Annotated in this window: 16 protein-coding genes; 14 read left to right on the top strand and 2 right to left on the bottom strand. The window is 38.0% G+C overall.

Going from position 1 to position 25,243, the window contains the following annotated elements:
• Positions 1–51: 51 nt before the first annotated feature.
• From ABDJ41_RS06605 to ABDJ41_RS06540, 14 genes are all read left to right on the top strand, one after another.
• Positions 52–2,517 (top strand): glycoside hydrolase family 2 TIM barrel-domain containing protein, encoded by a 2,466-nt coding sequence (locus ABDJ41_RS06605; protein ID WP_349785069.1) that lies wholly within the window; start codon positions 52–54, stop codon positions 2,515–2,517.
• An 8-nt stretch (positions 2,518–2,525) separates the two neighbouring features.
• A complete protein-coding gene (locus tag ABDJ41_RS06600; RefSeq protein ID WP_349785068.1) occupies positions 2,526–5,003 on the top strand; it encodes a glycoside hydrolase family 95 protein in 2,478 nt (825 codons plus the stop codon).
• Between the two features lies 1 nt (position 5,004).
• Positions 5,005–7,476, top strand: a complete 2,472-nt coding sequence (locus tag ABDJ41_RS06595; protein WP_349785067.1) for a glycoside hydrolase family 95 protein — start codon at positions 5,005–5,007, stop codon at positions 7,474–7,476.
• Between the two features lie 9 nt (positions 7,477–7,485).
• Entirely contained in the window at positions 7,486–9,633 is a 2,148-nt protein-coding gene (locus ABDJ41_RS06590) for a glycoside hydrolase family 31 protein (RefSeq protein ID WP_349785066.1), read from the top strand.
• Between the two features lie 8 nt (positions 9,634–9,641).
• Positions 9,642–10,808, top strand: coding sequence for an alginate lyase family protein (locus ABDJ41_RS06585; RefSeq protein WP_349785065.1), 1,167 nt, complete (start codon positions 9,642–9,644; stop codon positions 10,806–10,808).
• Positions 10,809–10,849: 41 nt separating this feature from the next.
• Entirely contained in the window at positions 10,850–12,733 is a 1,884-nt protein-coding gene (locus tag ABDJ41_RS06580) for an alpha-L-fucosidase (RefSeq protein ID WP_349785064.1), read from the top strand.
• 24 nt (positions 12,734–12,757) lie between these two features.
• Positions 12,758–13,945, top strand: coding sequence for a glycoside hydrolase family 88 protein (locus tag ABDJ41_RS06575; protein ID WP_349785376.1), 1,188 nt, complete (start codon positions 12,758–12,760; stop codon positions 13,943–13,945).
• Between the two features lie 88 nt (positions 13,946–14,033).
• Positions 14,034–15,473, top strand: a complete 1,440-nt coding sequence (locus ABDJ41_RS06570) for an alpha-L-fucosidase (protein ID WP_349785063.1) — start codon at positions 14,034–14,036, stop codon at positions 15,471–15,473.
• A gap of 31 nt (positions 15,474–15,504) precedes the next feature.
• Positions 15,505–17,034, top strand: coding sequence for a DUF4955 domain-containing protein (locus tag ABDJ41_RS06565; protein WP_349785062.1), 1,530 nt, complete (start codon positions 15,505–15,507; stop codon positions 17,032–17,034).
• A 119-nt stretch (positions 17,035–17,153) separates the two neighbouring features.
• The gene (locus ABDJ41_RS06560; protein ID WP_349785060.1) at positions 17,154–17,717 is read left to right on the top strand and encodes an RNA polymerase sigma factor; all 564 of its coding nucleotides are present in this window, start codon (positions 17,154–17,156) and stop codon (positions 17,715–17,717) included.
• Entirely contained in the window at positions 17,698–17,967 is a 270-nt protein-coding gene (locus ABDJ41_RS06555; protein ID WP_349785059.1) for a hypothetical protein, read from the top strand. The genes ABDJ41_RS06560 and ABDJ41_RS06555 overlap by 20 nt, the downstream gene beginning before the upstream one ends.
• A gap of 83 nt (positions 17,968–18,050) precedes the next feature.
• Positions 18,051–18,731: an ATP-dependent Clp protease proteolytic subunit gene (locus tag ABDJ41_RS06550; protein WP_349785058.1), complete on the top strand. Its 681-nt coding sequence runs from the start codon at positions 18,051–18,053 to the stop codon at positions 18,729–18,731.
• Positions 18,732–18,764: 33 nt separating this feature from the next.
• Positions 18,765–19,847 (top strand): Atu2307/SP_0267 family LLM class monooxygenase, encoded by a 1,083-nt coding sequence (locus ABDJ41_RS06545; protein ID WP_349785057.1) that lies wholly within the window; start codon positions 18,765–18,767, stop codon positions 19,845–19,847.
• Positions 19,848–19,917: 70 nt separating this feature from the next.
• Entirely contained in the window at positions 19,918–21,246 is a 1,329-nt protein-coding gene (locus ABDJ41_RS06540) for a MutS-related protein (protein WP_349785056.1), read from the top strand.
• 315 nt (positions 21,247–21,561) lie between these two features.
• On the opposite strand, the gene ABDJ41_RS06535 is transcribed toward ABDJ41_RS06540, so the two are convergent.
• A complete protein-coding gene (locus ABDJ41_RS06535; RefSeq protein ID WP_349785055.1) occupies positions 21,562–23,079 on the bottom strand; it encodes a DUF5017 domain-containing protein in 1,518 nt (505 codons plus the stop codon).
• A gap of 106 nt (positions 23,080–23,185) precedes the next feature.
• Complete coding sequence (locus ABDJ41_RS06530; protein ID WP_349785054.1) at positions 23,186–25,189, bottom strand: heavy metal translocating P-type ATPase; 2,004 nt, start codon at positions 25,187–25,189, stop codon at positions 23,186–23,188.
• Between the last annotated feature and the right edge of the window lie 54 nt (positions 25,190–25,243).

Below are 25,243 nucleotides of genomic sequence, written 5' to 3'. Positions count from 1 at the left end.
AATGACGAATAATGCGCAAACCAAATATAAATTATTTAGATACCATAAGAAGTGAAGAAAGTTAAGCTGTTGTTTTTTTTAGGGCTGTTATTATGCAGTCAGTACCTTTCCGCGCAGAATAAGCAAAGATTGATTAACAATTGGGAATATTTACAAGGTGATTTAGGTGGAATCTGGGAGGCAATCAGACCTGCAAAAGAAGGTAGTCCGGAAACGGTTCCTTTATGGCAGAATGTGAGTTTACCACATTGTTTTAATGCGCTTAACTCCGTTGATCCAGATGAAAACTATTACCAGGGACCAGGTTGGTACCGAACGCAGTTGTCATTGAAAAATCCTTATACAGATGGCAGAACATTATTGCATTTTGAAGGCGCTGGCCAGAAAACACAGGTTTATATTTATGATACTAAGGTAGCAGAGCATGTTGGCGGTTATGACGAATGGACTGTTGACATTACTGATGCTGTAAACGCATTTAAAAAAACAGAAGCTTATAAAACACGCTTTAAGGGTAAGGTGCCACTGCAAATCAGGTGTGATAATACGAGGGATCTGGAAATGATTCCATCAGATTTGTCTGACTTTAATGTTTATGGTGGTATTTATAGGTATTTGAATCTTGTATATGTACCTAAAGTGTCGGTTGATAAGATTTTTGCAACTGCAAGTGTTGATGAAAAAGGAATTTTAGGAAAGTTAAGTATCTCTGGAAGATTGTTAAATCCTACTGGTGTAGATACTGTTTCAGTAAAAATTGAAGTTAAAGATCCACAAGGGAAAGTAGTTGCTACCTGGGGGAATGAAATAAAAGCATTTTTTGGTGATAAAGCTTTATGGGAAATTAGTTTTAAGAATCCAAAACTCTGGTCAACTGAATCTCCGGATTTGTACACAGTACAAACAACTATTACTTCAAAAGGAGATGTACATGTACATCAGGAAAAAATAGGCTTCCGCAATTTCGAATTTGTTAAAAGAGGTCCATTCAAGTTGAATGGAAAACGTTTACTATTAAGAGGAACGCATAGACATGAAGATCATGCCGGTGTAGCAGCTGCCATGACAGAAGACATGATTCGGGAAGAACTTTTGATGATGAAAGATATGGGGGTAAACTTTATTCGCCTGGGACATTATCAGCAATCGAGGATAGTATTAGACTTGTGTGATAGCCTTGGAATTTTGGTTTGGGAAGAAATACCTTGGTGCCGTGGTGGACTTGGAGGTGAAGTTTACAAAGAACAGGCCCGCAGAATGCTTACCAATATGATTGAACAGCATTATAATCACGCCTCAGTAATTATCTGGGGATTAGGAAATGAAAATGACTGGCCAAATGACTTCAATGAATTCGATGAGCAAAAGATCAGGACTTTTATGAAAGAATTAAATGCGCTTTCTCATAAGCTTGATCCCTCAAGAAAAACTGCCATAAGAAGATGTGATTTCTGTAAAGATATTGTTGATGTATATTCTCCATCTATATGGGCGGGATGGTACAGAGGAATTTATACAGAGTATAAAGAAACATCTAAAAAGGAATTTGAAAGAGTAGATCATTTTTTACATGTAGAATGGGGAGGCGACAGTCATGCCGGCCGTCATTCTGAAAGTCCTGATAAAGCCCTTAGTCTTGTGAAAACCGGTGGAGGGGCAGATGAAAGAGATGGAGATGCTTCTTTATTTGGAGGAAGTGCAAGGGTATCCAAAGATGGAGACTGGAGTGAAAGCTATATCGTGAACCTGATTGACTGGCATTTAAAAGAACAAGAAAACATGCCTTGGTTAACTGGCACAGCGTACTGGCCGTTTAAAGACTTTTCTACACCAGTTCGTCCTGATAACCCTGTGCCTTACATGAATCAGAAGGGAGTAATTGAGCGTGATTTTAAGAAGAAAGAATCTTACTATGTTTTCCAATCATATTGGACAAAGACACCTATGGTACATATATATGGACATTCATGGCCGGTTAGATGGGGTAATGCAGGAGAGGAGAAAATGGTTAAAGTATATTCTAACTGTAGCGAAGCGGAACTTTTTGTAAATGGCAAAAGCATGGGTAAGAAGAAACGTAACAGTCAGAATTATCCCGCTGCGGGATTAAGGTGGATGGTAAAGTATCAAGAGGGTAAGAATAAAATAAAGGTTGTTGCTAAAACCAAAGAAGGTAAGGAAATAATCGATGAGATTACACAGGAATACCAGACAGCAAAATGGGCTAAACCTGCAAAGCTGGTACTGGAGAAGGTATCTGAGAAAGATAGCATTGTAGTGATTCAGGCGAGATTATACGATGAAAATAATATATTGTGTTTAGATGCCCGTAACTATGTGACATTCGGTTTAACAGGTGAGGGAACACTTATTGATAATCAAGGCACTTCTGATGGTTCACGTAAGGTTCAGCTTTACAATGGAAGGGCGGTGATTAGTGTTAATCTGAATAGAGGTAAAAGCGTGGCAAGTGTAAAAGCAGAAGGAATACCAGTAAGCTTTCTTCCACTTAACTAACGTAAAATATGATGATCAAAAATTTAATCCTCTTTGCCGGGCTTATATTAGTAAGCAGTTCAATTGCATTTAGTCAATCTAAGATTGACAAAACATTGAAATTATGGTACAACAGGCCTGCAGATAATTGGAATGAAGCCCTACCTATTGGTAATGGTCGTTTAGGAGCAATGGTTTTTGGTGATCCTGCTAAGGAACAATTACAGCTCAATGAAGAAACAGTATGGTCCGGTGGCCCAAATAGCAATATTACTGCTGCATCAGGAGCTGCGATTCCGGCTTTAAGGAAATTGATTTTTGAAGGAAAATTTGAAGAAGCTCAGGCTTTAGCAGATGTTGAGATGTTTCCAAAGAAAAACAGTGGAATGATATATCAGCCTGTAGGAAATCTCTTTCTTAATTTTCAGGGACATGAAAAGACTAAAAACTATTACCGTGATCTGAATATTGAGAAAGCTGTAGCTACAGTTATTTACGAATTGGAGGGAGTAAAGTATAAGAGAGAAATATTCTCCTCTTTTACTGATCAGGTTATGATTGTCCGTTTAACAGCAAGTAAACCGGGAAAAATATCCTTTACTGCAACAATGGGTTCTCCTCAGAAAGGTGGATTAAAAATGGAAAATGGTAACCTTGTTTATGCCGGACTAACTGCAGATCATGAAGGAGAGAAAGGACAGGTTCAATTCGAATCACAGGTAAAGGTAATTGCAGAGGGAGGAAAAGCCATTTTAAAGGACAATGTATGGACGATTGCAAATGCCAATACTGCTACAGTATATGTTTCTATCGCTACAAACTTCAGAAAATATAATGATGTTAGCGGAAATGCAGCTTTAAAAGCCCGATCTTTTTTAAGTGCCGCGGTTAAAAAGAAATATCCTGAAGCTTTGACTGATCATATCAGATTTTATCAGCAATACTTTAACAGAGTGAAATTTGGCATTGGTGCAAACAGCGCTGTTCATAAACCTACAGATCAGCGGATAGCGGAATTTGCGAAAGCAAATGATCCGCATCTAACAGCTCTTTATTTTCAGTTTGGCAGGTACTTACTTATTTCAAGTTCACAACCCGGTAACCAGCCAGCTACTTTACAAGGTATCTGGAACGATAAAATGCTGGCACCATGGGATAGTAAGTATACCATCAATATCAATACAGAAATGAACTATTGGCCTGCCGAGGTTACCAATCTTTCTGAATTGCATGATCCTTTATTTAAAATGTTGAAAGATCTTTCTGTTACGGGACAGGAAACTGCTAAAATGATGTATGGTGCGCGAGGGTGGGTCACGCATCACAATACTGATCTTTGGCGAATTACTGGTCCGGTAGATAGGCCTTATGCTGGCTTATGGCCAATGGGTGGAAATTGGTTAAGCCAGCATTTGTGGGATCATTATATGTTTACTGGTGATCAGAATTTTTTAAAAGAATATTATCCAGTGTTAAAAGGTGCCTGTAATTTCTATTTAGATGTTTTACAGGAGGAACCAACACATAAATGGTTAGTCGTTTCTCCCTCTAATTCACCTGAAAACACTTATGTGCCGGGTAAACGTATTTCAATTGCAGCTGGAACAACTATGGATAATCAGCTTCTGTTTGACTTATTTACCAAAACAGAAAAAGCAGCGGAAATTTTAGGGCTTGATTCAGACTTCCGAAAGGTTTTAAAAAACACATTAGCACGTTTGGTACCAATGCAAATTGGAAAGTATAGTCAACTGCAGGAATGGATGCATGATTCTGATCGTACTGATGATAAACACCGTCACGTTTCTCATTTATATGGTTTGTATCCCAGTAATCAGATTTCCCCAATCAGAACACCTGAGTTATTTGATGCAGCAAGAACTTCATTAATTTACAGAGGTGACCCTGCTACAGGATGGTCTATGGGTTGGAAAGTTAATTTCTGGGCAAGATTTTTAGATGGTAATCATGCTTATAAGCTTATTACAGATCAACTAAAACTGGTAGGTGGTCGTATAGAAGGTGTAGATACAAAGGGTGGTGGCACTTATCCAAATATGCTTGATGCACATCCGCCATTTCAGATAGACGGTAATTTCGGTTGTACTGCGGGGATTGCCGAAATGATGCTGCAATCGCATGATGGTGCAATACACTTATTGCCTGCTATACCAGATAACTGGCCTGCTGGTGAAATAACCGGTTTGGTAGCTCGTGGTGGATTTGTTATTGATATGGAATGGAAAAACAGTAAACTGATCAGACTTAAAATCAAATCAAAAATAGGAGGTAAATGCAGAGTGCGTATCAATAAGGATGTAGTGCTTAAAAGCGGAAACCTTGTATTAGCAAAAGGTTTAAATACCAATCCGTTTTACGAAACGCCACAGGTAAAAGTACCAATAATTTCTACGCTGGCAAAACTAAAACCAGTAGGTATAAAACCCATAGTAGAGTATGATATAGACACAGATGCCGGGATGGAATATATTTTTAATTTGAATTAATATGCTGAAATATAGAATTCTTTTTGTTGGGATATTTTTCAGTGGGATTACAGGGTTTGCACAGCAAAAAAAAGCATCTGAGCTCAAGCTGTGGTATAAACAGTCTGCAAAAGTATGGGAAGAAGCTTTACCATTAGGCAATGGGAAAACGGGAGCAATGGTTTTCGGCAGGGTAAGCAGAGAGCGCTTCCAACTTAATAATAATACGCTTTGGTCTGGGGCCCCTGAAGCTGGAAACAACCCTAAAGCACAGGCAAGCCTGCCGATCTTAAGAGAAGCGGTATTTAATGGTGATTATGGAAAAGCAGCAGAGTTATGGAAAAAAAACATGCAAGGGCCATATTCTGCCCGTTACCTAACGATGGCCGATCTGTTCCTTGATTTTAGCTTTAAAGATTCAACCACAACTGCTTATCATCGTGAGCTTGATATAAACGATGCTTTAAGCACAGTAACTTATACCATAGGTGGCGTAAAGTACAAACGTGAAACCCTGATTAGCTATCCCGATCAGGCAATGGCTATACGTATAACGGCCGATAAACCCAATGCGCTGAGCTTTACAACTGAGATCAGCAGCAAGCTGAAATATAGAGTAGTAACACCTGATCAAAATTATATGGTCTTGAAAGGTAAAGCCCCAAAGCATGTTGCCCACAGAGCTATTGAAGCACAACAGGTGGTTTACGATGAAAAGGAGGGGATGACCTTTGAGGTGCATGTAAAGATCAAAGCGGAAGGTGGAACAACTAAAGCTGTTGGAGATAGATTAATAGTAACCAAAGCCAATGCGGTAACCATTTACATGACCAACGGAACCAGTTTCAATGGTTTTGATAAATCACCCGGTTTACAAGGAAAAGATCCTGCTATTGAAGCCACTTCAAATCTGGCTAAAGTTTATCCAAAATCTTTTGGAATGATGAAATTAGCGCATATTTCTGATTACCAAAGATTGTTTAGCCGCGTTTCATTTGCTTTATCAGCAAACTCTGCTTTATCAGAATTACCTACAGATATAAGACTATCCAGACAAGGAGTAACAGGAAATGATCAGGGGTTACAGGCTTTGTATTATCAATTTGGAAGGTATCTGTTGATATCGAGTTCAAGAGCTGGCTCACAGGCCACAAATTTACAGGGAATATGGAATGATCATGTACAACCACCATGGGGTAGTAATTATACTGTAAATGTGAATACAGAAATGAACTACTGGTTGGCAGAGAATACAAATCTTTCAGAATTACACCAGTCATTATTTGATTTTATTGAGACATTGGCAGTTAATGGAGCCGTAACAGCAAAGGTTAACTATGGCATTCAGCAAGGTTGGGTTGTTCATCATAATACAGATATATGGTCTAAAACTTCACCAACAGGTGGCTATGATTGGGATCCAAAAGGATCTCCAAGATGGTCGGCATGGCCAATGGGAGGCGCATGGTTAAGTACACATCTGTACGAGCATTATTTGTTTACTGGTGATAAGCGCTTTTTGAAAGAAAAGGGATATCCTCTGATGAAAGGTGCAGCTGAATTTATGTTGAACTGGCTTGTTAAGGATAAAAAAGGTTACCTGGTTACTAATCCATCTACCTCACCTGAAAATGTTTTTAAAATTAATGGTAAAGAGTATGAGATCAGTATGGCGACTACAATGGATATGGGGATTATCAGGGAGTTGTTTAATGCCTGTATTGCTTCTTCAGAAACCTTAGGAATTGATGACGCATTTCGTTCGAGACTAAAAGATGCAAAAGCAAAGTTATATCCTTATCATATTGGACAATATGGACAACTACAGGAATGGTACGATGATCTGGATGATCCTAAAGATAGTCATAGACATTTATCACATCTTTTTGCTCTTTATCCTGGTAACCAGATTACTATAGAAAACACTCCGGAATTAGCTGCTGCAGCAAAGCAATCGCTCATTCATCGTGGCGATCATAGTACGGGTTGGTCTATGGCCTGGAAAATAAACTGGTGGGCCAGACTTAAAGATGGAAATCATGCTTTAAAGATTTTAAAAACAGGATTAACATTAATAGAGCCGGGGAAAGACCAGATGAGCGGTGGTGGAACCTACGCTAACTTACTGGATGCACATCCTCCATTCCAGATTGACGGAAACTTCGGTGCTACAGCTGGAATAACAGAAATGTTGCTTCAAAGTAATGATGGGACACTAAACCTGTTACCTGCTTTACCTGATGATTGGTCGGGAGGCCATATTAAAGGCATTAAAGGCAGAGGTAATTTTACAGTAAATATGGAATGGAACAATGGGAGGTTATTGACTGCGGAGATCTATTCAGGATCTGGTGGCAATTGCAGATTGATTACTTCAGTACCGGTAAAAGTGACTGGAACCATTGCTAAACTTCAGGAATTGACACCTGATAAAAGATATGTGATAGATTTTCAGACGGAAAAGGGAAAAACTTATAAAATAACTACGAAATAAATATAATTTATGAACCAAATACTCAAATATTCATTTTGTTTAGTACTCTTGTTCACATTCGGGCAGCTAGATGCACAGGATATTAAATGGAAAATCATTGCTCCTGGTATCTGGAAAGGAAGCATAGGTAAACCTGAAACCTATGACCTGCTTATTGCTTCTGGTGCTAAACCAGCAATGGACAGGTTAAAAAGAATGAATGACGCTTCTTTTCCATTGGTTCAGCAAAATATTACCGCAAAGCTCAATGATGGTAAGACTTATTTACGATTTCCGCTAGATAGAAAAGAGCAGATTTATGGATTTGGTTTAAATTTTCAAACAGTACATCAGCGTGGTAAAATCCTTAAATTACATGTAGATCATTTCGGGGGTAAAGATAATGGTCGTACACATGCTCCAACTCCATTTTATGTGTCTTCAAATGGTTATGGTGTATTTATTAATTCTGCACGTTATCTTGATGTTTATGCTGGTTCTGCGGTATTGCGTGATGGAGAAAATGTACCAGAAGCGAAGGATAGAAATACTGATAAAAGTTGGTCATCCCGTCCCTATTCTGATGGTGTAGAGATTTTGGTGCCTTCAGAAGGAGTGGAATTTTATGTATTTGCAGGACCTAAACCATTGGATGCTATACGCAGGTATAACCTCTTTAATGGCGGAGGTGTATTGCCTCCACGCTGGGGATTGGGTTTTACGCAAAGGGTAAGAACCTTATATACTGCTGATGAGGTGGAAGCCGAAGTGAAAGCTTTTGAAGACAAAGGGTTTCCTCTTGATTTTATAGGCCTGGAGCCGGGATGGCAGAGTAAAGCCTATCCATGTACATTTGAATGGGATAAGGACCGCTTTCCCCAGCCATCTTTATTTGTGAAAACATTACTTGATAAAGGAGTAAGAGTAAATCTGTGGACAAACCCATATGTATCACCACAGGCATCTATATATAATAAGATTAAACCTTTTACAGCTGATCATACAGTTTGGCTTGGTGCAATCCCCGATTTGACAATGCCTCAGGCACGTGATGTATTATTTTCACAGTTAAAAAAGAGTCAGCTGGATATTGGTGTCAGCGGTTATAAATTTGATGAAGTAGATGGTTATGACCATTACTTATGGCCAGATGTCACTCTCTTTCCTTCAGGTAAAAGTGCGGAACAAATGCGTCAGACTTATGGTTTACTCATACAACGCTACAGTGCGGAAATGTATCGTGAACGTAACCAACGTACATTCGGACTGGTAAGAGGATCTAATGGTGGAGCATCATCATTCCCATATGTGATTTATAACGATTATTATAATCATGAAGATTTTATTACTGCTTTGATTAACAGTGGTTTTGCTGGTGTGCTTTGGACTCCAGAGGCTAGAGCATCAAAGTCAGAAGAAGAATGGCTAAGACGTATGCAGTCTGTCGTATTCTCCCCAATGGCGATGATTAATGCCTGGTCTTCAGGAACAAAACCGTGGAGCTATCCAAATGTAGAAAAGCAAGTAAAGGATGCAGCATTACTACGTATGAAAATGATGCCTTACTGGTACAGCGAATTTGCTAAATATCATTTTGAAGGTACACCACCGTTCCGTGCAATGAATCTTGAAGATGGTTATCAGGCAGAGGTCAAGGCTGAAGTTAAAACAACAAATCTTGAGGAGAACCCATACATAGAAGCGGTAAACAAAGAGGTGAAAGATCAATATATGGCTGGCGAATACTTGTTGGTTGCCCCAATGTTTGCAGGCAAGAAAACAAGGACTGTGATTTTGCCAAAAGGAAAATGGTTTGACTTTTATACTGGCGAATTTGCTGGTGATGGTGAAGTCATTAACATAACTCCAGGATTAGATAAAATTCCGGTTTATGTTAAAGATGGAGGTATTATTCCAATCGGACCTGCACTGTTACACGCTCCTAAATCCATTGAAAAGATAGATCTGGAAATCAGATATTATGGAAATAAACCTGGTAAGTATATGCTTTACGATGATGACGGAGAGACTTTTAACTATGAAAAAGGTGCATATAGTTTCAGAGAGATCAATATAGTAAAAGAAACAAATGGTAAGCTGAAAGCTTCTATCTCACCTGCTCAGAAAGGAAAGCCAAACACAATAAACAAAGTGAGTTTTAAAGCAATGACTAAATAATTGAGTTTATGAAGAAAGTATTGATATCAGGGTTGCTATTGTTGAATGTAATGGTATTTCATGCTACAACTTTTGCAAATAACATTGAAAAAGAAGTTATAAAAACATTGAAAGTAACCATTTTGAAAAATGCCGAATGGGCTATGCAGCAAAAACCTGTTACTGTTACAGACCAGCAGTCGTCACGAAGTGCTGGCGGGAAGCACGACTTTTATTCAGAAGGAGATTATTGGTGGCCTGATCCTCAAAATCCTAAGGGGCCTTATATTCAGAAAGATGGATTAACCAATCCTGAGAACTTTGTAGCCCATCGCCTGGCAATGATTCGCTTTAGTAAGATCATAGGTTCACTAGCTTCTGCTTATAAACTTACAGGTGATCAGAAATATGCAAAACAGGCAATGAAACATTTACGGGCATGGTTTATAAATGAAGCCACATTAATGAATCCTAACTTACAATATGCGCAGGCTATTCAAGGGCGCTTTACAGGACGTGGTATAGGAATTATTGATACTATACATTTTATGGAAGTAGCTCAAGGTGTGATTGTGATGCAGAAGGCAATGGATGCAGAAGTGCTTACTGGTACAAGGAAATGGTTTGCAGCATATCTTGATTGGCTAATGAGTCATGAGTATGGAAAAGCAGAAATGAATGCATTAAATAATCATGGAACCTGTTTCGTAATGCAAGTCGCATCTTTTGCCAAATTATGTAACAATGATCAGCTTATGGAATTTTGTAGCAATAGATATAAAACAGTTTTGTTGCCTGATCAAATGGCTGTGGATGGTAGTTTTCCTAGAGAGCTCTCTCGGACAAAACCTTATGGTTATTCGATATTTAATCTTGATGCTATGACAATGCTTTGTCAGATTCTTTCTACAAAAGCAGATAATTTATGGAACTATAAGACAAGTGATGGAAAGTCTATTAAAAAAGGAATAGAATATTTATACCCTTATGTTGCAGATAAAAGCAAGTGGACTTTGAAGCCCGATGTGATGTATTGGGACAACTGGCCGGTTGCACAGCCCTTACTGGTATTTGGTGCCAATGCCTACGGTAATAAGGACTGGTTAAATACCTGGGTAAAATTAGAGCATGATCCTCAGGTGGAAGAAGTAGTAAGGAACTTACCTATCAGAAATCCTTTGATATGGTTGAATTAACAGAATATTAACGAAATACCCATCACACACAAAACCAAATAATGAAACGTATAACGAACAAAGGGACAGCACTTTTGTTTTCATCACTTCTTTTGCTGAGTAGCTATGCTTACAGTCAGGTTTCAGGAGATGAGGATAAAGAGATGTTTAACAGGGCACAGCAGCGTGACCAAAAGGCAGTAGAAGAAGCAAAAACTGGCTGGTGGAAAACCTCTATGAAGACGCACGATGAGCGTATAAAATGGTGGAGGGACGCACGTTTCGGCATGTTTATACATTGGGGACTTTACTCTTTACCTGCCGGGGAGTGGAAAGGGAAATTGGTGAAGGGGTATTCTGAACACCTGATGCGAAAAGAAAAGATCAGTAGAGCTGAGTACCTTGATTTAGCTCATGAATTTAATCCCCTAAAATTCAATGCAGAAGAATGGATTCTGGAAGCAAAGAAGTCAGGCATGCGGTATTTTATCATTACGGCTAAACACCACGATGGATTTGCTATGTATAATTCTGCAGTTTCCGATTTTAATGTTTTGAAACAGACTCCATTTAAGCGTGATCCAATGGCCGAGCTAGCTGCAGCAGCAAAAAAGTATGGAATGAAGTTTGGGTTTTACTATTCTCATGCCTTTGATTGGGAGCATCCTGATGCTCCTGGGAATGACTGGGAATACAACAATCCAGGAGGTGATAAATTACTTGGTGGTGCAAACTGGTATGATAATCATCCCGAATGGCTACCAAAAGCAGCCAAATATGTAGATGAAAAGGCTATTCCTCAAATTAAAGAATTGATAAATATCTACCATCCTGATATCCTATGGTTCGATACACCTCATAAATTACCATTATCAGAAAATATGAGAATATTGAAGGCCATTCGCGAAACTGATCCGAATATTGTAGTAAATGGACGTTTGGTGAGAAGTGCGAGTGGAAACTTTGGGGATTATATGAATACTGCCGATAGGCCAGCTGAATTAATGACTGTGGAGGGAGATGCAGAGGCAATTCCTACAACCAACGAATCTTATGGATATTCTAAACATGATAACAGTCATAAAACCGCTAGTTTTTTTATAAAACTTTTAGCTAATTCAGCATCCAGAGGAGCAAATCTTCTAATGAATTTAGGGCCTAAAGGTGATGGTACCTTTGATCAGAAAGACAAAAATATTTTAGATAGTATTGGTGCCTGGTTAAGTAAAAATGGAGAAGCTATTTATGGAACCGAAAGGGGAAAATTACCAATTCCTGCATGGGGAGTAACTACCCAGAAAGGACAATATGTTTATTTGCATGTATTTAATTGGCCTCGTGATGGTAACCTTCTTGTAGGTGGATTAAAAAATGAGGTTAAAGCAGCCTGGTTTTTAGGGGATAATAATAAAAAGAAGCTTGGAATTAAACGTCTGGATGCATCGGCTATAAATGTTAGTGTGCCGGTCAAATCTACCGGGGAACCTGATGTCGTGATCGTACTTGAAGTAAAAGGAAAGATAGATGTAGATCCAGCAAGAGTATTGGAATCCAATATTGATAAAAACCGGCTACTTGTATTTGATGCCAGTCAACACGGACAGAAGCTTGGCTATGGAGATGGTAAAACGGATCGCTACTTCGTAACGAATTGGAAATCGAAAGATAGTTATCTATCCTGGGATCTTAAAACCCTCGAACCTGCTAAATATAAAATTATAGCAAAATATATTGCTGAAGAAGGTGGTTCATCATATGAAGTTAAAATTGGAGATTTCTCTAAAAAAGCGAATGTGATACAGTCAAAAAAAGGAGCTGTTGTTGCTCAGGAAATTGGTGTAGCAGAGTTAAGTAAAGGCTTACAGCAATTAAGCGTTAAAGCGATTGAGATTAAGGGTACGGAGTTAATGAAATTGCTTGAAATACAATTGATACCAATAAAATAATTGAAAACAATAATAGAAGAATTTATGAAGTCATTCTCTTTAACAATATGCATATTGTTACTTGCTGCGGGATCATCTTTTAGTCAGAAAGTAGACATTAAAAAAGCATTTAAACATGCAGATCAGCAAACATTGGTCATGCTGAAAGAAATAGAAAAAACTAAAGCTACTGCTACAAAAAAGGATCTGGTAACTCCCCGGACTTTAGAAAACGGTCATCTGAGGATGGTCGCCTCAAAGGACTGGACAAGTGGTTTTTTTCCTGGTGAACTTTGGTTTTTATATGAATATACTGGTAAACAGATCTGGCTTGATCAGGCAAAAGCATTTACTAAATTGATTGAACCGGAACAGTTTAATGGCAAAACACATGATATGGGCTTTAAGATATACTGTAGTGTTGGAACAGGATATCGTATTACCAAAGACAAGCATTACCGCGAGGTAATTATAAAGTCGGCTAAAACGCTTGCTACCCGCTTTAATCCTAAGACAGGCGTAATCCTTTCATGGGATCACAGCAGGGATAAATGGGTAAATCCAGTAATCATTGACAATATGATGAACCTTGAATTATTGTTTGAAGCTACGGCACTTACTGGTGACTCTTCATTTTATAAAATTGCTGTAAGTCATGCCAATACAACAATAAAGAACCATTTCCGTCCTGATTATAGTTCTTATCATGTAGTGGACTATGACCCGAATACTGGTGCAGTTTTAAAAAAACAAACCCATCAGGGCTATAGCCATGAGTCAGCATGGTCAAGAGGACAAGCATGGGCACTGTATGGCTATACCATGTGTTATCGTTTTACCAAAGACCCAGCCTATTTAAATCAGGCTGAGCATATTGCTGCTTTTATGCTCAAACATAAAAATATGCCTGCAGACTTAGTGCCGTATTATGATTTTGATGCTCCGAATATTCCTGATGAACCTAGAGATGTTTCCGCTGCGGCTGTAACTGCTTCTGCTCTATATGAGTTAGGCAGTTATAGCAAAGAGAAGAACATGTATTATCAAAAAGCAGATGTCATGTTAAATAGCATGGCTACGAAATATGCATCTCCAGCTGGAAAAAATAAAGGCTTTATATTGGTAAGCAGTACTGGTTCCAAACCATCAGAGAGTGAAGTGGATGTGCCATTGTCTTACGCTGATTATTATTACCTTGAAGCACTATTGAGATACAAAGCGTTGAAAAGGTAAACAATATCGTATAGGAAAGAGCCAAATTTACTGACAATTGGCTCTTTCTAATTCTTTAAATTAGCCATCTACCAAATAGAACTAAATTATGTTTAAACGGAAAATACTTTTAACAATAACAGCCATTCTAATATTGGCACAACCTGTCTTTAGTCAGAAAGCATTAACTAAAGATGAGCGCATGGCTTGGTGGAGAGATGCTAAATTTGGCATGTTTATTCACTGGGGAGTATATGCACAGTTTGCTGGGGTATATAAAGGCCATGAACAACGTAGAGGTGGTGCAGAGTGGATCATGAACAGATCGAAAATCCCCGTTTCGGAATATCAGGAAATGGCAAAAAGCTTTAATCCGGTGAAATATAATCCGGATGACTGGGTAAGGATGGCAAAGGATGCTGGAATGAAATATTTGATTATTACTGCAAAACACCATGATGGCTTTGCTTTGTTTAATTCTAAAGCTAGTAAATGGGATATTACAGATGCCACTCCTTACGGTAAGGATTTGTTAAAACCACTAGCTGAGGCATGTAAAAAGTATGGAATAAAATTAGGGTTCTATTATTCTCAGGCACAGGATTGGAATAATCCAGGTGGTTCTGCTGCCAGGAAAGTGATGAACGAGGGATGGTTAAATCCTGATTCTGCTAAAGTTGATGCATACACATTGGCTAATAAAGGTCATTGGGATCCAGCGCAGATGACTAAATCATTTGATCAGTATATTGATGAAGTGGCAGTGCCACAGGTTAAAGAATTGATGACCAATTATGGTGATATTGCTGTTCTTTGGTGGGATACGCCAACAAATATGACTGATGAAGCTGCGGTTAAATTACAGAATGCATTGAAATCACAACCACATATCATTACAAATGATCGTTTAAAGCGCCCGAACTTTCCTGGTGATACGAAAACACCTGAACAGAAAATACCAAGTCAGGCAGAGTTGGATGGTATGGATTGGGAAACATGTATGACGATGAACGGTACATGGGGTTTTAGAACTTCAGATCAGAAATGGAAATCCTCAGAAACACTAATCCGAAACCTTGTTGATATAGCATCAAAAGGAGGTAATTATCTTTTAAATATCGGACCTAAACCTGATGGTACTTTCCCTCAGGAAAGCATAGATCGTTTGAAAGCTATTGGAACATGGATGAAGGTAAATAGTGAGTCTATTTACGGTACAAGGTCTAACCCTCTTGAACCCTTAACCTGGGGCAGGTGTACACGAAAAGATTCACCGAAAGGTACTATACTTTATTTTACCGTGTTTAATTGGCCATCAGATGGTAAGTTAGTTGTTCCAGGGATAAAGAATAAGGTCTTGTCAGCTAATTTATTAGCTACAAAAGGTAAATTGAAAACTGAAATAAAGGCTGGTGAACTGACAATTGGAATACCATCAGAAGCGCCCGATCAGGTTGCTAGCGTTATTAAAGTTGAATTTGAAGGTAAAGTAGCAACTCAACTGGATATTAAGCCTAAAAAAGAAATGAAAACAGGTGCCCTCGATTAATCACAAGACCAATACTATTTGAATTATAATTATGAGGAGATTTAATTGCATCCTGATCTGTTTTAATATTTGTTTGATTAATTTGAGTGCTCAGGCACAAAAAACAGCACCATTATGGGATGATTTTGTAAAATCTAAAAAATCAGGGAGTACACCAGTGCTTCCTGATTTTTCATATGCGGGATATGGCTTTTCTGAAATTCCTATTCCTTCGTTAAGTGGGAAGAAGATTTTTAAGGTAGATGATTATGGAGCAAAGCCTGACGATGATAAGTTTGATGATGATGCTATCCAAATGGCTATAAATGCAGCCGAATCGAACCCTGGTGGTGGCATAGTATTTTTCTCATCAGGAAAATACTTAATCGCACCAGATGAAGATGCTGGCAGGCAAATCAGAATAGCTAAAAGTAACATTGTTTTAAAAGGTAATGGAAGTGGAAAAGGTGGAACAGAAATCTATCAGGCTAACATGAGAATCAATGGTAGGCAGTTTTTGTTTAAACCAGAAGATAATAAAGTTGAAAGATTAACGACTATTGTAAAAGATGCAGGACGTGAAACTTTTTCGGTTGTTGTAAAAGATGCTTCAAAGCTTAAAGTTGGTCAGGATGTAGCTATTCGTCACAGAAGTGAGGAATTTACAAAGCTTTATTTTGCCCCTTTAGAGTTGAAGCCACAGTGGACAAGGTTGTTTGGTGATAAAGGAGGGATGTTGGTTTATGAAATCCATACGATCAATAAAATTGAAGGTGATAAGGTTAGCTTTATAAATCCGATTCACATCGATATAAAAATGGTAAAATCTGCTGATTGGATTATAGAAACTTATAATTCTATTGATCATTGTGGTGTAGAAGATATTTTGTTTACCAGCAATTGGAAGAATTATCCGGAAGAGTTCATCCATCATAAAAATGAAATCCATGATTATGCTTATGAGGCTATAGGTATGGAGTATCTCAAAAACAGCTGGGTTCGAAATTGTGAATTTCATGACTGGAATGAGGGGATTTACATGAGGTCTGGCTACCAGATTACAGTAGAAAACACTCATTTCAAAGGTAAAAAAGGACATGCTTCCGTTCATGCAAGAACTGGATATGGTATATTGGTTAAGAAATGTACATTCAATGGTGCACAACACCATGGTGCTGGAACTGGATATAGTGCGGTTGGTACAGTCGTTACTCAGTGTTCATTAGGTACTGATCAGAATTTTGATATTCATTCCGGACAGCCTTACGCTACGCTTTATGATGATATTGACGGTGGTGTTTTTTATAATTTAGGTGGACCTGAACCTGGACATCCACATCATGGGAAAGATTTAGTGCTTTGGAATTTTTATCATAAATCAGCAAAAGATCAGCAATATAATTTTTGGGACATGAGTAGGAGAAGGAATTATACAATTGCAGCACCGGTATTAATTGGTTTTCAGTCGGACAGGAAAGTGACATTTGAGAATGCCGGAATAGTGGAAATGAAAGGAGAACCAGTGTTGCCTAAGTCATTGTTTGAAGCACAATTGCAGCTGAGATTAAAAGAGAGAAAATAACCTGGTTTCACTAATCCACAGGCTATAGTCGGCTTTATTCTAAAAGCCAGATAAAAAAAGTATTAAATTTTGGTGATATTTGAGTTTAAATGTCCACATACTATTAAAACATAGTAATTATGGCCACACAATTAAAGGAAGATACATCAATCAATGATCGTGAAGCATGGCTTACGAAATTGTATAAGAATGCCTTTCCGCTGGTAGCAAAACATATCAGCAGGATGGGTGGTTCACTGGATGAAGCCCGGGATATTTTTCAGGATGCCCTGATCATTTATTATGAGAAAACAGTACGCACTGAGTTGAACCTGGAATATAGTGATAAAGCCTACCTCTTCGGTATAGCCCGCCACCTCTGGAATAAGCGATTCAAAGCAGGTGGAAAGCAGATATCTATTGATGAACTCGGTACTGATTTTGAGGAACAAGCTGGTTGGTTCAACACGGACGATCAGGAGATATCTACATCCCGATTGTTCCAGCTATTGCAAACAGCAGGGCAGAGGTGTATGCAATTGCTTAGTGCATTTTATTATGAAAAACTGAAGATGGAAAATATCGCTGAACGCTTTGGCTTTTCTGGTTCACACTCCGCTACAGTTCAGAAATTCAAATGCCTGGAAAAAGTCAAAGAAACAGTAAGAGAAAAATCAATAAGCTATGAAGACATCCTGGAATGAACTAAAGTTAATTGAAGATTTTCTTTTGGCTAATACCAACTCAGAAGATAAGTTATTAATGGAGGCTCACCAGATATTACAGCCTCATCTTCAGGAAAGTGTATACTGGCAACAGAAAACGTATCGGTTGGTTGAAACTTACGGTAGGGAACAACTGCGCAAAGAAATCCAACAGGTACATCAAAACCTGTTTACAACCCCAGAACATTTCTCCTTCAGCGAAAGGATTAAGCGGTTCTTCAGTAAATAAATCATCTTAATCTAATTACAAATTTAATGTCCTGACAATGGGCAAGGGCAATGCTATGTCCTATTTAATCTAAAAAAAAGAATATGAACAATAAGGAATTTCTCAGCTATGCTGTAAAGCATCACCGCATCAATAGTTTGTATGTAGACAAATACATTTCCAGAACTTCAGCTATGGCAGGTCCGGTAGCTATGACACCTTATATTACAGAAGAGCGGCAATTGAACGTTGCCCAGATGGATGTCTTTTCTCGCTTAATGATGGATCGTATCATCTTCATAGGAGAGGCTATAGATGAGAGGAATGCCAATGTTATACAGGCACAATTGCTCTTTTTGCAGTCGGCCGACACTGAAAAAGATATCCAGCTATATGTCAATTCACCCGGAGGATCAGTATATGCTGGTTTGGGTATATATGATACGATGCAGTTTATCGTACCAGATGTGGCTACGATATGTACGGGAATAGCGCTTTCAATGGGCTCTGTACTTCTTTGTGCCGGCGCTGCCGGAAAACGGTCTGCCCTGCCACATTCCCGGGTGATGATTCATCAAACTTCCAGTGGAACGCAGGGAACAGCAACTGATATGGACATATCAATTAAGCAGGTATTGCAAATGCAAAAAGAACTGTACCAGGTTATTGCCCGACATAGTGGACAGACCTATGATCGAATAAATGAGGCCGCAAGCCGAGATTACTGGATGTCATCCGTTGAGGCAAAGGAATTTGGAATGATTGACGAGATTTTATCAAGGTAGCTGGTAGTTATTGCTATTACTTATCCTAGATCAATGTCTATATTTACTACTCCTGGTAACTTTGTGGTATTAAAATATAAAAATATGGAATTAGGCATAGGAATGTTTGGCGATTTAGCAATCGACCCGCAGACAGGAAAACCGAGATCTGCGAAACTAAAACTCCAAGAGATTTTAGAACAGATTAAATTAGCCGATGAGGTAGGTTTAGATGTATTCGGAATGGGAGAACACCACCGTCCGGATTATGCAGTTTCGTCACCTGAAATTGTACTGGCTGCTGCTGCTAGTATTACAAAGAATATAAAGTTAATGAGTACCGTAACTGTGTTGAGTTCTTCTGAGCCAGTTAAGGTGTACCAGGACTTTTCTACTATTGACCTGATCTCCAACGGACGCGCTGAAATTGGAGTTGGAAGGGGAAGTTTTATTGAATCGTTCCCACTTTTTGGATATGACCTTAAAAACTATGATAAGTTGTTTGAAGAGAAACTTGATTTGCTCCTCAACATCAATAACAATGAGGTTGTAAACTGGACTGGAGATCTTCGTGCTCCACTTGTTAATCAAATGGTATTGCCCAGAGCTACTAACAACGGACAATTACCTATTTGGATTGCTGTTGGTGGAACACCACAATCAGTATTACGTGCTGCGGTATTGGGACTACCATTGGTTGTTGCAATTATAGGGGGTATGCCCAGACAGTTTCAGCCATTAATTGAATACTATAAAGAACAGTATGTAAAATATGGTCACGATATCAATAAAATGCAGATAGGTATACATTCGCATTCATTTGTGAGCGATAATGAACCTGGTGCAGATAGCTATTTCAGTAAATATGCAGCCCAGATGGATAGGATTGGAGCTTCAAGAGGCTGGGCACCATATACCAAAGAACAATATGATGGTGGCCGTTCAAAAGAGGGTGCACTATTTATTGGTGAAGCCGCAGAAGTAACAGATAAAATCCTTTATATGCATGAATTATTTGGTATTACACGTTTTATCGCACATATGGATATTGGTGATCCGTCGCATGCAGAAATGATGAAGTCTATTGAAATATTTGGTAATAAGGTAGCGCCAGCTGTTAGAAAAGCATTAAGTTAAACTAGATAGATATACATTTATTCTTGCTGAATTATGTATATCTTACAGTTTTAAATCTGATGTTAACGTTATGAACCGCTTTAAAATTGATGAACAAACATTTAAAGATTTAAACGTTTTTAATAGCGGTTCAACTTCCAATTCGATATTTAGTATTTTTAAAAATACAAGAACGATGGGAGCAAGAGAACGTCTGGAAAATATGATGCAAAACCCATCATCAGACATTGAAGAGCTTACATTGCGTCGTGATTCAATAGCATTCTTTCATCAGTATAATATTAATTTAGACATCCGAAATGAAGAGTTTGATCTGATCTCCTTTTATTTAAAATTTGATAAAAGGAAGTCTAAGCATAATATAATAGATGCTGTTTATGATTTTTTGACGAGAAATTCAAGTAATGATTATTATATCATAAAAACAGGATTGAAGTATCTTATCAGATTTTCCAGATATATTTTAAAGTTTATAGATGAACATTCAGAAAAAAATCCACCAGAGTATATTATAATAATTTTTGAGCGAATAACTTCTCTAATTAAGAATGGGGTATTAAAAGAAGCGATTCTTCTGAAAGAAGATAAATTGAAGTTCTTTCAGGTCAATAAGTTAGACCAGGCAATTCGTGGTGCTGAACTGAAGAATATGAGAGAATTGCTTCAATTGGCCTATGAACTTGATATTTTTGAAAATATAGCGTTGTTAACATCAAGAATAGGTCTCACATTTCCTATATATGATCATGCAGAATCTTTAAAAGTTACAATAAAGGGCTTATTTCATCCAGGTATTTCAAAAGCTGTAAAGAATGATGTTTTTTTTCATGAAGATCAGAATATTGTTTTTCTAACAGGCTCTAATATGGCCGGAAAGTCTTCACTACTTAAATCCTTAGGCTTAGTTATATACCTGTCACATCTTGGCTTTCCTGTTCCGGCCGAAGATGTAAGAACTACGGTTTTTAATGGTTTAATCACTACAATTAATTTGCCTGATGATATTAATAATGGGCTAAGTCATTATTACAGTGAAGTAAAAAGAGTGAAAGAAGTAGCTAACTTAATTGCTGAAAGAGACCGTGTGTTTGTAATATTTGATGAATTGTTTAGAGGGACAAATGTAAAAGAGGCTCATGATGCTTCTTTACTTATTATTTCAGAGCTTTCCTCTGTCAGGAATTCAGTATTTTTTATATCAACTCACATTGTTGAGTTAGCTGACAAGCTTAAGTGTTTGAAAAATATATCTTTCAAATACCTGGAAACATTCTTTAAAAATAATAAGCCTGTATTTACCTATCAATTAATGGAGGGGATATCAACAGAAACAATTGGGATGTATATTGTTGAAAATGAGGGGATCGTAGATATTATCAGAAAGAGCCTGAAAAAATAACATAACCGATTTTTTTTAGTCCCGTCATGCAATGATTAGCCCTTCATTAATAAGTACATATATTGCTCGTGTTTCCATCCATTTTTAATTTGGATTTTATCGAACAAACCCGAACGAGACCCGAACAAAGTCCCACTTAAATTCGGCTTTGTTATTAAGCTCAATACTGCCATCCTGTAAGCCTGATATTCATCCCAAAAAAATGTTAAAAAAGTTTTTCTTATGTTATATTTTTGATTCATAACCCAAAAGTAGATGGAATAAAAAACGGCTTGTCGCAGGATGTCACAATATGACGCTTATGTCGTAATACTTTTACTTAGCTTTTCTCGCAGCAACTTGCGCCTGGTACAATGAAGCTGGTTGTAGGCCATCCTTATTCAATCCATCCCATTCCCCATCAGGCTTGCCGTCTAAACGTCCTTTTAACTTCTTACCCTGAACACCAATCGCGTAATTTTTTCCTGAGGTCCATGGATTCTGTATAGCTGCACCTTTAACTTTGCAATTCCATACAACCTGTGTCACACCTGCCCAGCCATGTCCGCTGCCCCAATTGCCACGATCCTGAACATTGATTTCACCATCAGTATCAATATTGTCATACAAAGTGCCCGAAGCCCAGCGATGATGAGGCCCGATATCTGCATGCGTATTTCTTGATTTACAATTATAAAACACATTAGGACCACATACTTTTGCACCAGTTACATAATCATGTCTGCCTTCCGTAGTCTCCAGATTCATAAAAAGATTCTGCTGACCATTATTATTAAATGAGTATCTCTTACCACCAGTAATCACAGATTTTGCATCTAAACATTTTGAATTTTTAACTGTAATATTCTTAGCTCCATAACTTAAACTTACACACGAATAGCCAAAAAAACGAGATGTAACATCAGTAACCCAGCCATTCTCAATGTGGTTAAAGTCGACAGCAATCCAACCATGATCTTCATCTGTATCATTAGCATATTCAGACTCAAATAATATATTTTCAATGCCAACTTCTTTTAACCGGCCTTTGTATTCATATTTATAAATTTCGCCACCACCATACTTTTGCTCCATTGACATCACAATGGGATTATCTATTGTAATTTTGTTACCGTTAACAGCTATAATTTCTCTTTCATAACTGAGATCATACTCAGAACCTTTCCATTGCTTTGTACCTTGGCGTTCAACAATATTATCCATTTGAATATCATGAATCCAGTTGTCGGTTCCGGGTCTGTAAACAATAATCTTATCCCCGGTTTTAAAGCCCTTTGCAGATGCAACATCGAATGATTTTGCACCCGTAGGTACATACTTGTCCGTGATTTTTACCCTGCTTCCTGCTTCGGTAATTTTTCCTTTACCACTGATTTTAAGAAGTGAGCGTAACCCTTTACCAGTGGCAATCAGGCGAGTGCCCTGAGTAGAGTTTCCTTCGCCTTTAAGTACTATGCCATCAGCTTTAATATCTAAAGATCCAGCAATAAGGTAATCACCTTTTTTTAAAAGAATAGTTCCTCTAAAACCATCGGGTCCGGGTGGTAAAGCGGAAACCTGATCAATAGCCTCTTGGATAATACTCCCAGCATCGCCCTTTACAGATGAAATTGTTTTTACAACTTTTACTGATGGAATTTCTTTTAAGCCATGATGATAGCCTACGAGACTAAAGTCAGGAATGGTATTGCCTTGCTCATCCGGAAAATAGGTGATACTACCATCTTTATTTACTTCAAGAAACCTGGATGTCCATAACTTATTATTAATGAAAGACAAAGTTGTTAAACTTACCAGGAGGATACAGATAGTTAAGATTGATCTGGTTTTCATTTGATTAAATATTGCTACTGCAATAGCGTAATAAAAAACCATTATTTAATAAATATAATTAGCACTCTTATCAATTCAATTGGCAGACCATTATTAAATATAAAAATTAAACATTCATTCTTTGAATTCTAACTGCATTTAAGATTGCAAGCAATGCAACTCCAACATCAGCAATAACAGCTTCCCATAAAGTAGCCACACCACCAGCACCCAGAAGTAAAACAATAATTTTAACCCCCATCGCTAAACCAATATTCTGCCATACTATGTTTTTAGTTAGCTTGCCAATTTTTATGGCTGTAACAATCTTGGACGGTTGATCATTTTGAATTACTATATCAGCAGTTTCGATAGTTGCATCGCTACCCAGACCCCCCATAGCTATGCCTGCATCGGCAAGAGCAACCACAGGAGCATCATTTACACCATCGCCTACAAATGCAATGTGCTTTCCCTCTTTTTTAAGTAGCTCAACTTTTTCCACTTTATGTTCTGGTAAAAGGTCGCCATAAGCACGATCAATTCTTAAGATACTAGCAACCTTGTCCACTACACTTTGTTTATCGCCACTCAGCATGACAGTCTGAATATTTAATTTGTGCATATCCGCAATAGCTTGCTCTGCATCTTCCTTCATCTCATCGGCAATGGTAATATAACCAGCATATTTGCCATCTACAGCAAGTAGGACAATCGTATCAGCTTCCGAATCAATCACCTTATCATAGTCTATGTTAAACTTTTTAAGCAATTTGGTATTTCCGGCAAGTACCGCTTTACCATTTACAATCCCTTTAAGGCCGTGACCTGCTACTTCTTCCACATTGGTAATTGTAGCATTATGGAAATCCTCACCAGCATACTTTACAACAGCATGGCCAATAGGATGGGTCGATTTACTTTCAATAGCTGCTGCTAATAGAATCAACTCCTTTTCATCAAAATCATTTACCACTACTTTCTGAACCTCAAAAACGCCCTTTGTTAATGTGCCTGTTTTATCCATAACAATGGTATTAACCTTAGTCATCACGTCAAGGAAATTTGATCCTTTAAACAAGATACCATTTTTAGAAGCCAGACCAATTCCACCGAAGTAGCCTAAAGGAATAGAAACTACAAGAGCACAAGGACAGCTGATCACTAAAAACACCAGACCTCTGTATAACCAGTCTTTAAAAACATAGTCAGATAAGAAGAACCACGGTAAAGCAACTAGTAATACTGCCAGTAAAAACACTATTGGAGTGTATACTTTAGCAAATCTTGAAATGAATAATTGTGTTTGTGACTTCCGGGCAGTGGCATCTTGTACCATCTCCAGTATTTTACTCAGCTTGCTGTCTTTAAAAGACGCCTTTACCTGAACCTCAGTGACCTGATTTAGATTGATCATACCAGCCAGAACAGTTTCACCTTTAGCTTTGTTATCCGGTTTACTCTCACCAGTAAGCGCAGCGGTATTAAAGGTAGCTTTATCAGACAATAGAACTCCATCTAAAGCGACTTTTTCACCAGGTTTGATCTGTATGATTTCATCAATTGCTACATCGGCAGGAGCAACCGTAAGCAATTTTTCATTCCTTATTACATCAACAGCGTCTGGTCTGATGTCCAATAAGGCTTTAATGCTTCTTTTTGCATTGTTTACGGCAGAATCCTGGAACCATTCACCAATAGAATAGAATACCATAACCGCTACACCTTCACTAAATGAGCCAATGGCAAAAGCACCTATGGTAGCCACACTCATTAAAAAGAATTCGTTAAAAAAGTCAAGCCTCAAAGCCTTTCTAAATGCCAGGTTAAGTACATTATAACCCGCAAGGAGATAAGCCGGAATAAAAATAATCAGTTGTGTGAGTGTATCGAACGTGATATGAAAACCATATTCTAGCACCATCATTACTAAAACAACAGCTAATGAAGTCAGCAAAGGCGAGTGGCTTAACCATCCTGAAGCTTCTTCAGAACCATGGTTATGTCCATCATCATCATTATGTTCCTGATCAGTATGTTGGTGTATTGTATGATTATTTTTTACATGAGTTCCGGTATTGATAATCTCATCTGTTGTACAACACTCTTTATGTATATTCGATACTTTCATAGCCTTAAATTATACAACAAAGTTAAGGTATGAATGGATGCAATGCTATTGCAA

The organism is Pedobacter sp. ASV1-7 (assembly GCF_040203335.1).
Classification (GTDB): Bacteria; Bacteroidota; Bacteroidia; order Sphingobacteriales; family Sphingobacteriaceae; genus Pedobacter.
Note: the sequence above shows the minus strand (reverse complement) of the source record. Positions and strands in the feature narration are given on the sequence as shown.

Coding starts and splice junctions, on each gene's coding strand:
- ABDJ41_RS06600 (WP_349785068.1), top strand. CDS start 2,526: ATGATGATCAAAAATTTAATCCTCTTTGCCGGGCTTATATTAGTAAGC.
- ABDJ41_RS06595 (WP_349785067.1), top strand. CDS start 5,005: ATGCTGAAATATAGAATTCTTTTTGTTGGGATATTTTTCAGTGGGATT.
- ABDJ41_RS06590 (WP_349785066.1), top strand. CDS start 7,486: ATGAACCAAATACTCAAATATTCATTTTGTTTAGTACTCTTGTTCACA.
- ABDJ41_RS06585 (WP_349785065.1), top strand. CDS start 9,642: ATGAAGAAAGTATTGATATCAGGGTTGCTATTGTTGAATGTAATGGTA.
- ABDJ41_RS06580 (WP_349785064.1), top strand. CDS start 10,850: ATGAAACGTATAACGAACAAAGGGACAGCACTTTTGTTTTCATCACTT.
- ABDJ41_RS06575 (WP_349785376.1), top strand. CDS start 12,758: ATGAAGTCATTCTCTTTAACAATATGCATATTGTTACTTGCTGCGGGA.
- ABDJ41_RS06570 (WP_349785063.1), top strand. CDS start 14,034: ATGTTTAAACGGAAAATACTTTTAACAATAACAGCCATTCTAATATTG.
- ABDJ41_RS06565 (WP_349785062.1), top strand. CDS start 15,505: ATGAGGAGATTTAATTGCATCCTGATCTGTTTTAATATTTGTTTGATT.
- ABDJ41_RS06560 (WP_349785060.1), top strand. CDS start 17,154: ATGGCCACACAATTAAAGGAAGATACATCAATCAATGATCGTGAAGCA.
- ABDJ41_RS06555 (WP_349785059.1), top strand. CDS start 17,698: ATGAAGACATCCTGGAATGAACTAAAGTTAATTGAAGATTTTCTTTTG.
- ABDJ41_RS06550 (WP_349785058.1), top strand. CDS start 18,051: ATGAACAATAAGGAATTTCTCAGCTATGCTGTAAAGCATCACCGCATC.
- ABDJ41_RS06545 (WP_349785057.1), top strand. CDS start 18,765: ATGTCTATATTTACTACTCCTGGTAACTTTGTGGTATTAAAATATAAA.
- ABDJ41_RS06540 (WP_349785056.1), top strand. CDS start 19,918: ATGAACCGCTTTAAAATTGATGAACAAACATTTAAAGATTTAAACGTT.
- ABDJ41_RS06535 (WP_349785055.1), bottom strand. CDS start 23,079: ATGAAAACCAGATCAATCTTAACTATCTGTATCCTCCTGGTAAGTTTA.
- ABDJ41_RS06530 (WP_349785054.1), bottom strand. CDS start 25,189: ATGAAAGTATCGAATATACATAAAGAGTGTTGTACAACAGATGAGATT.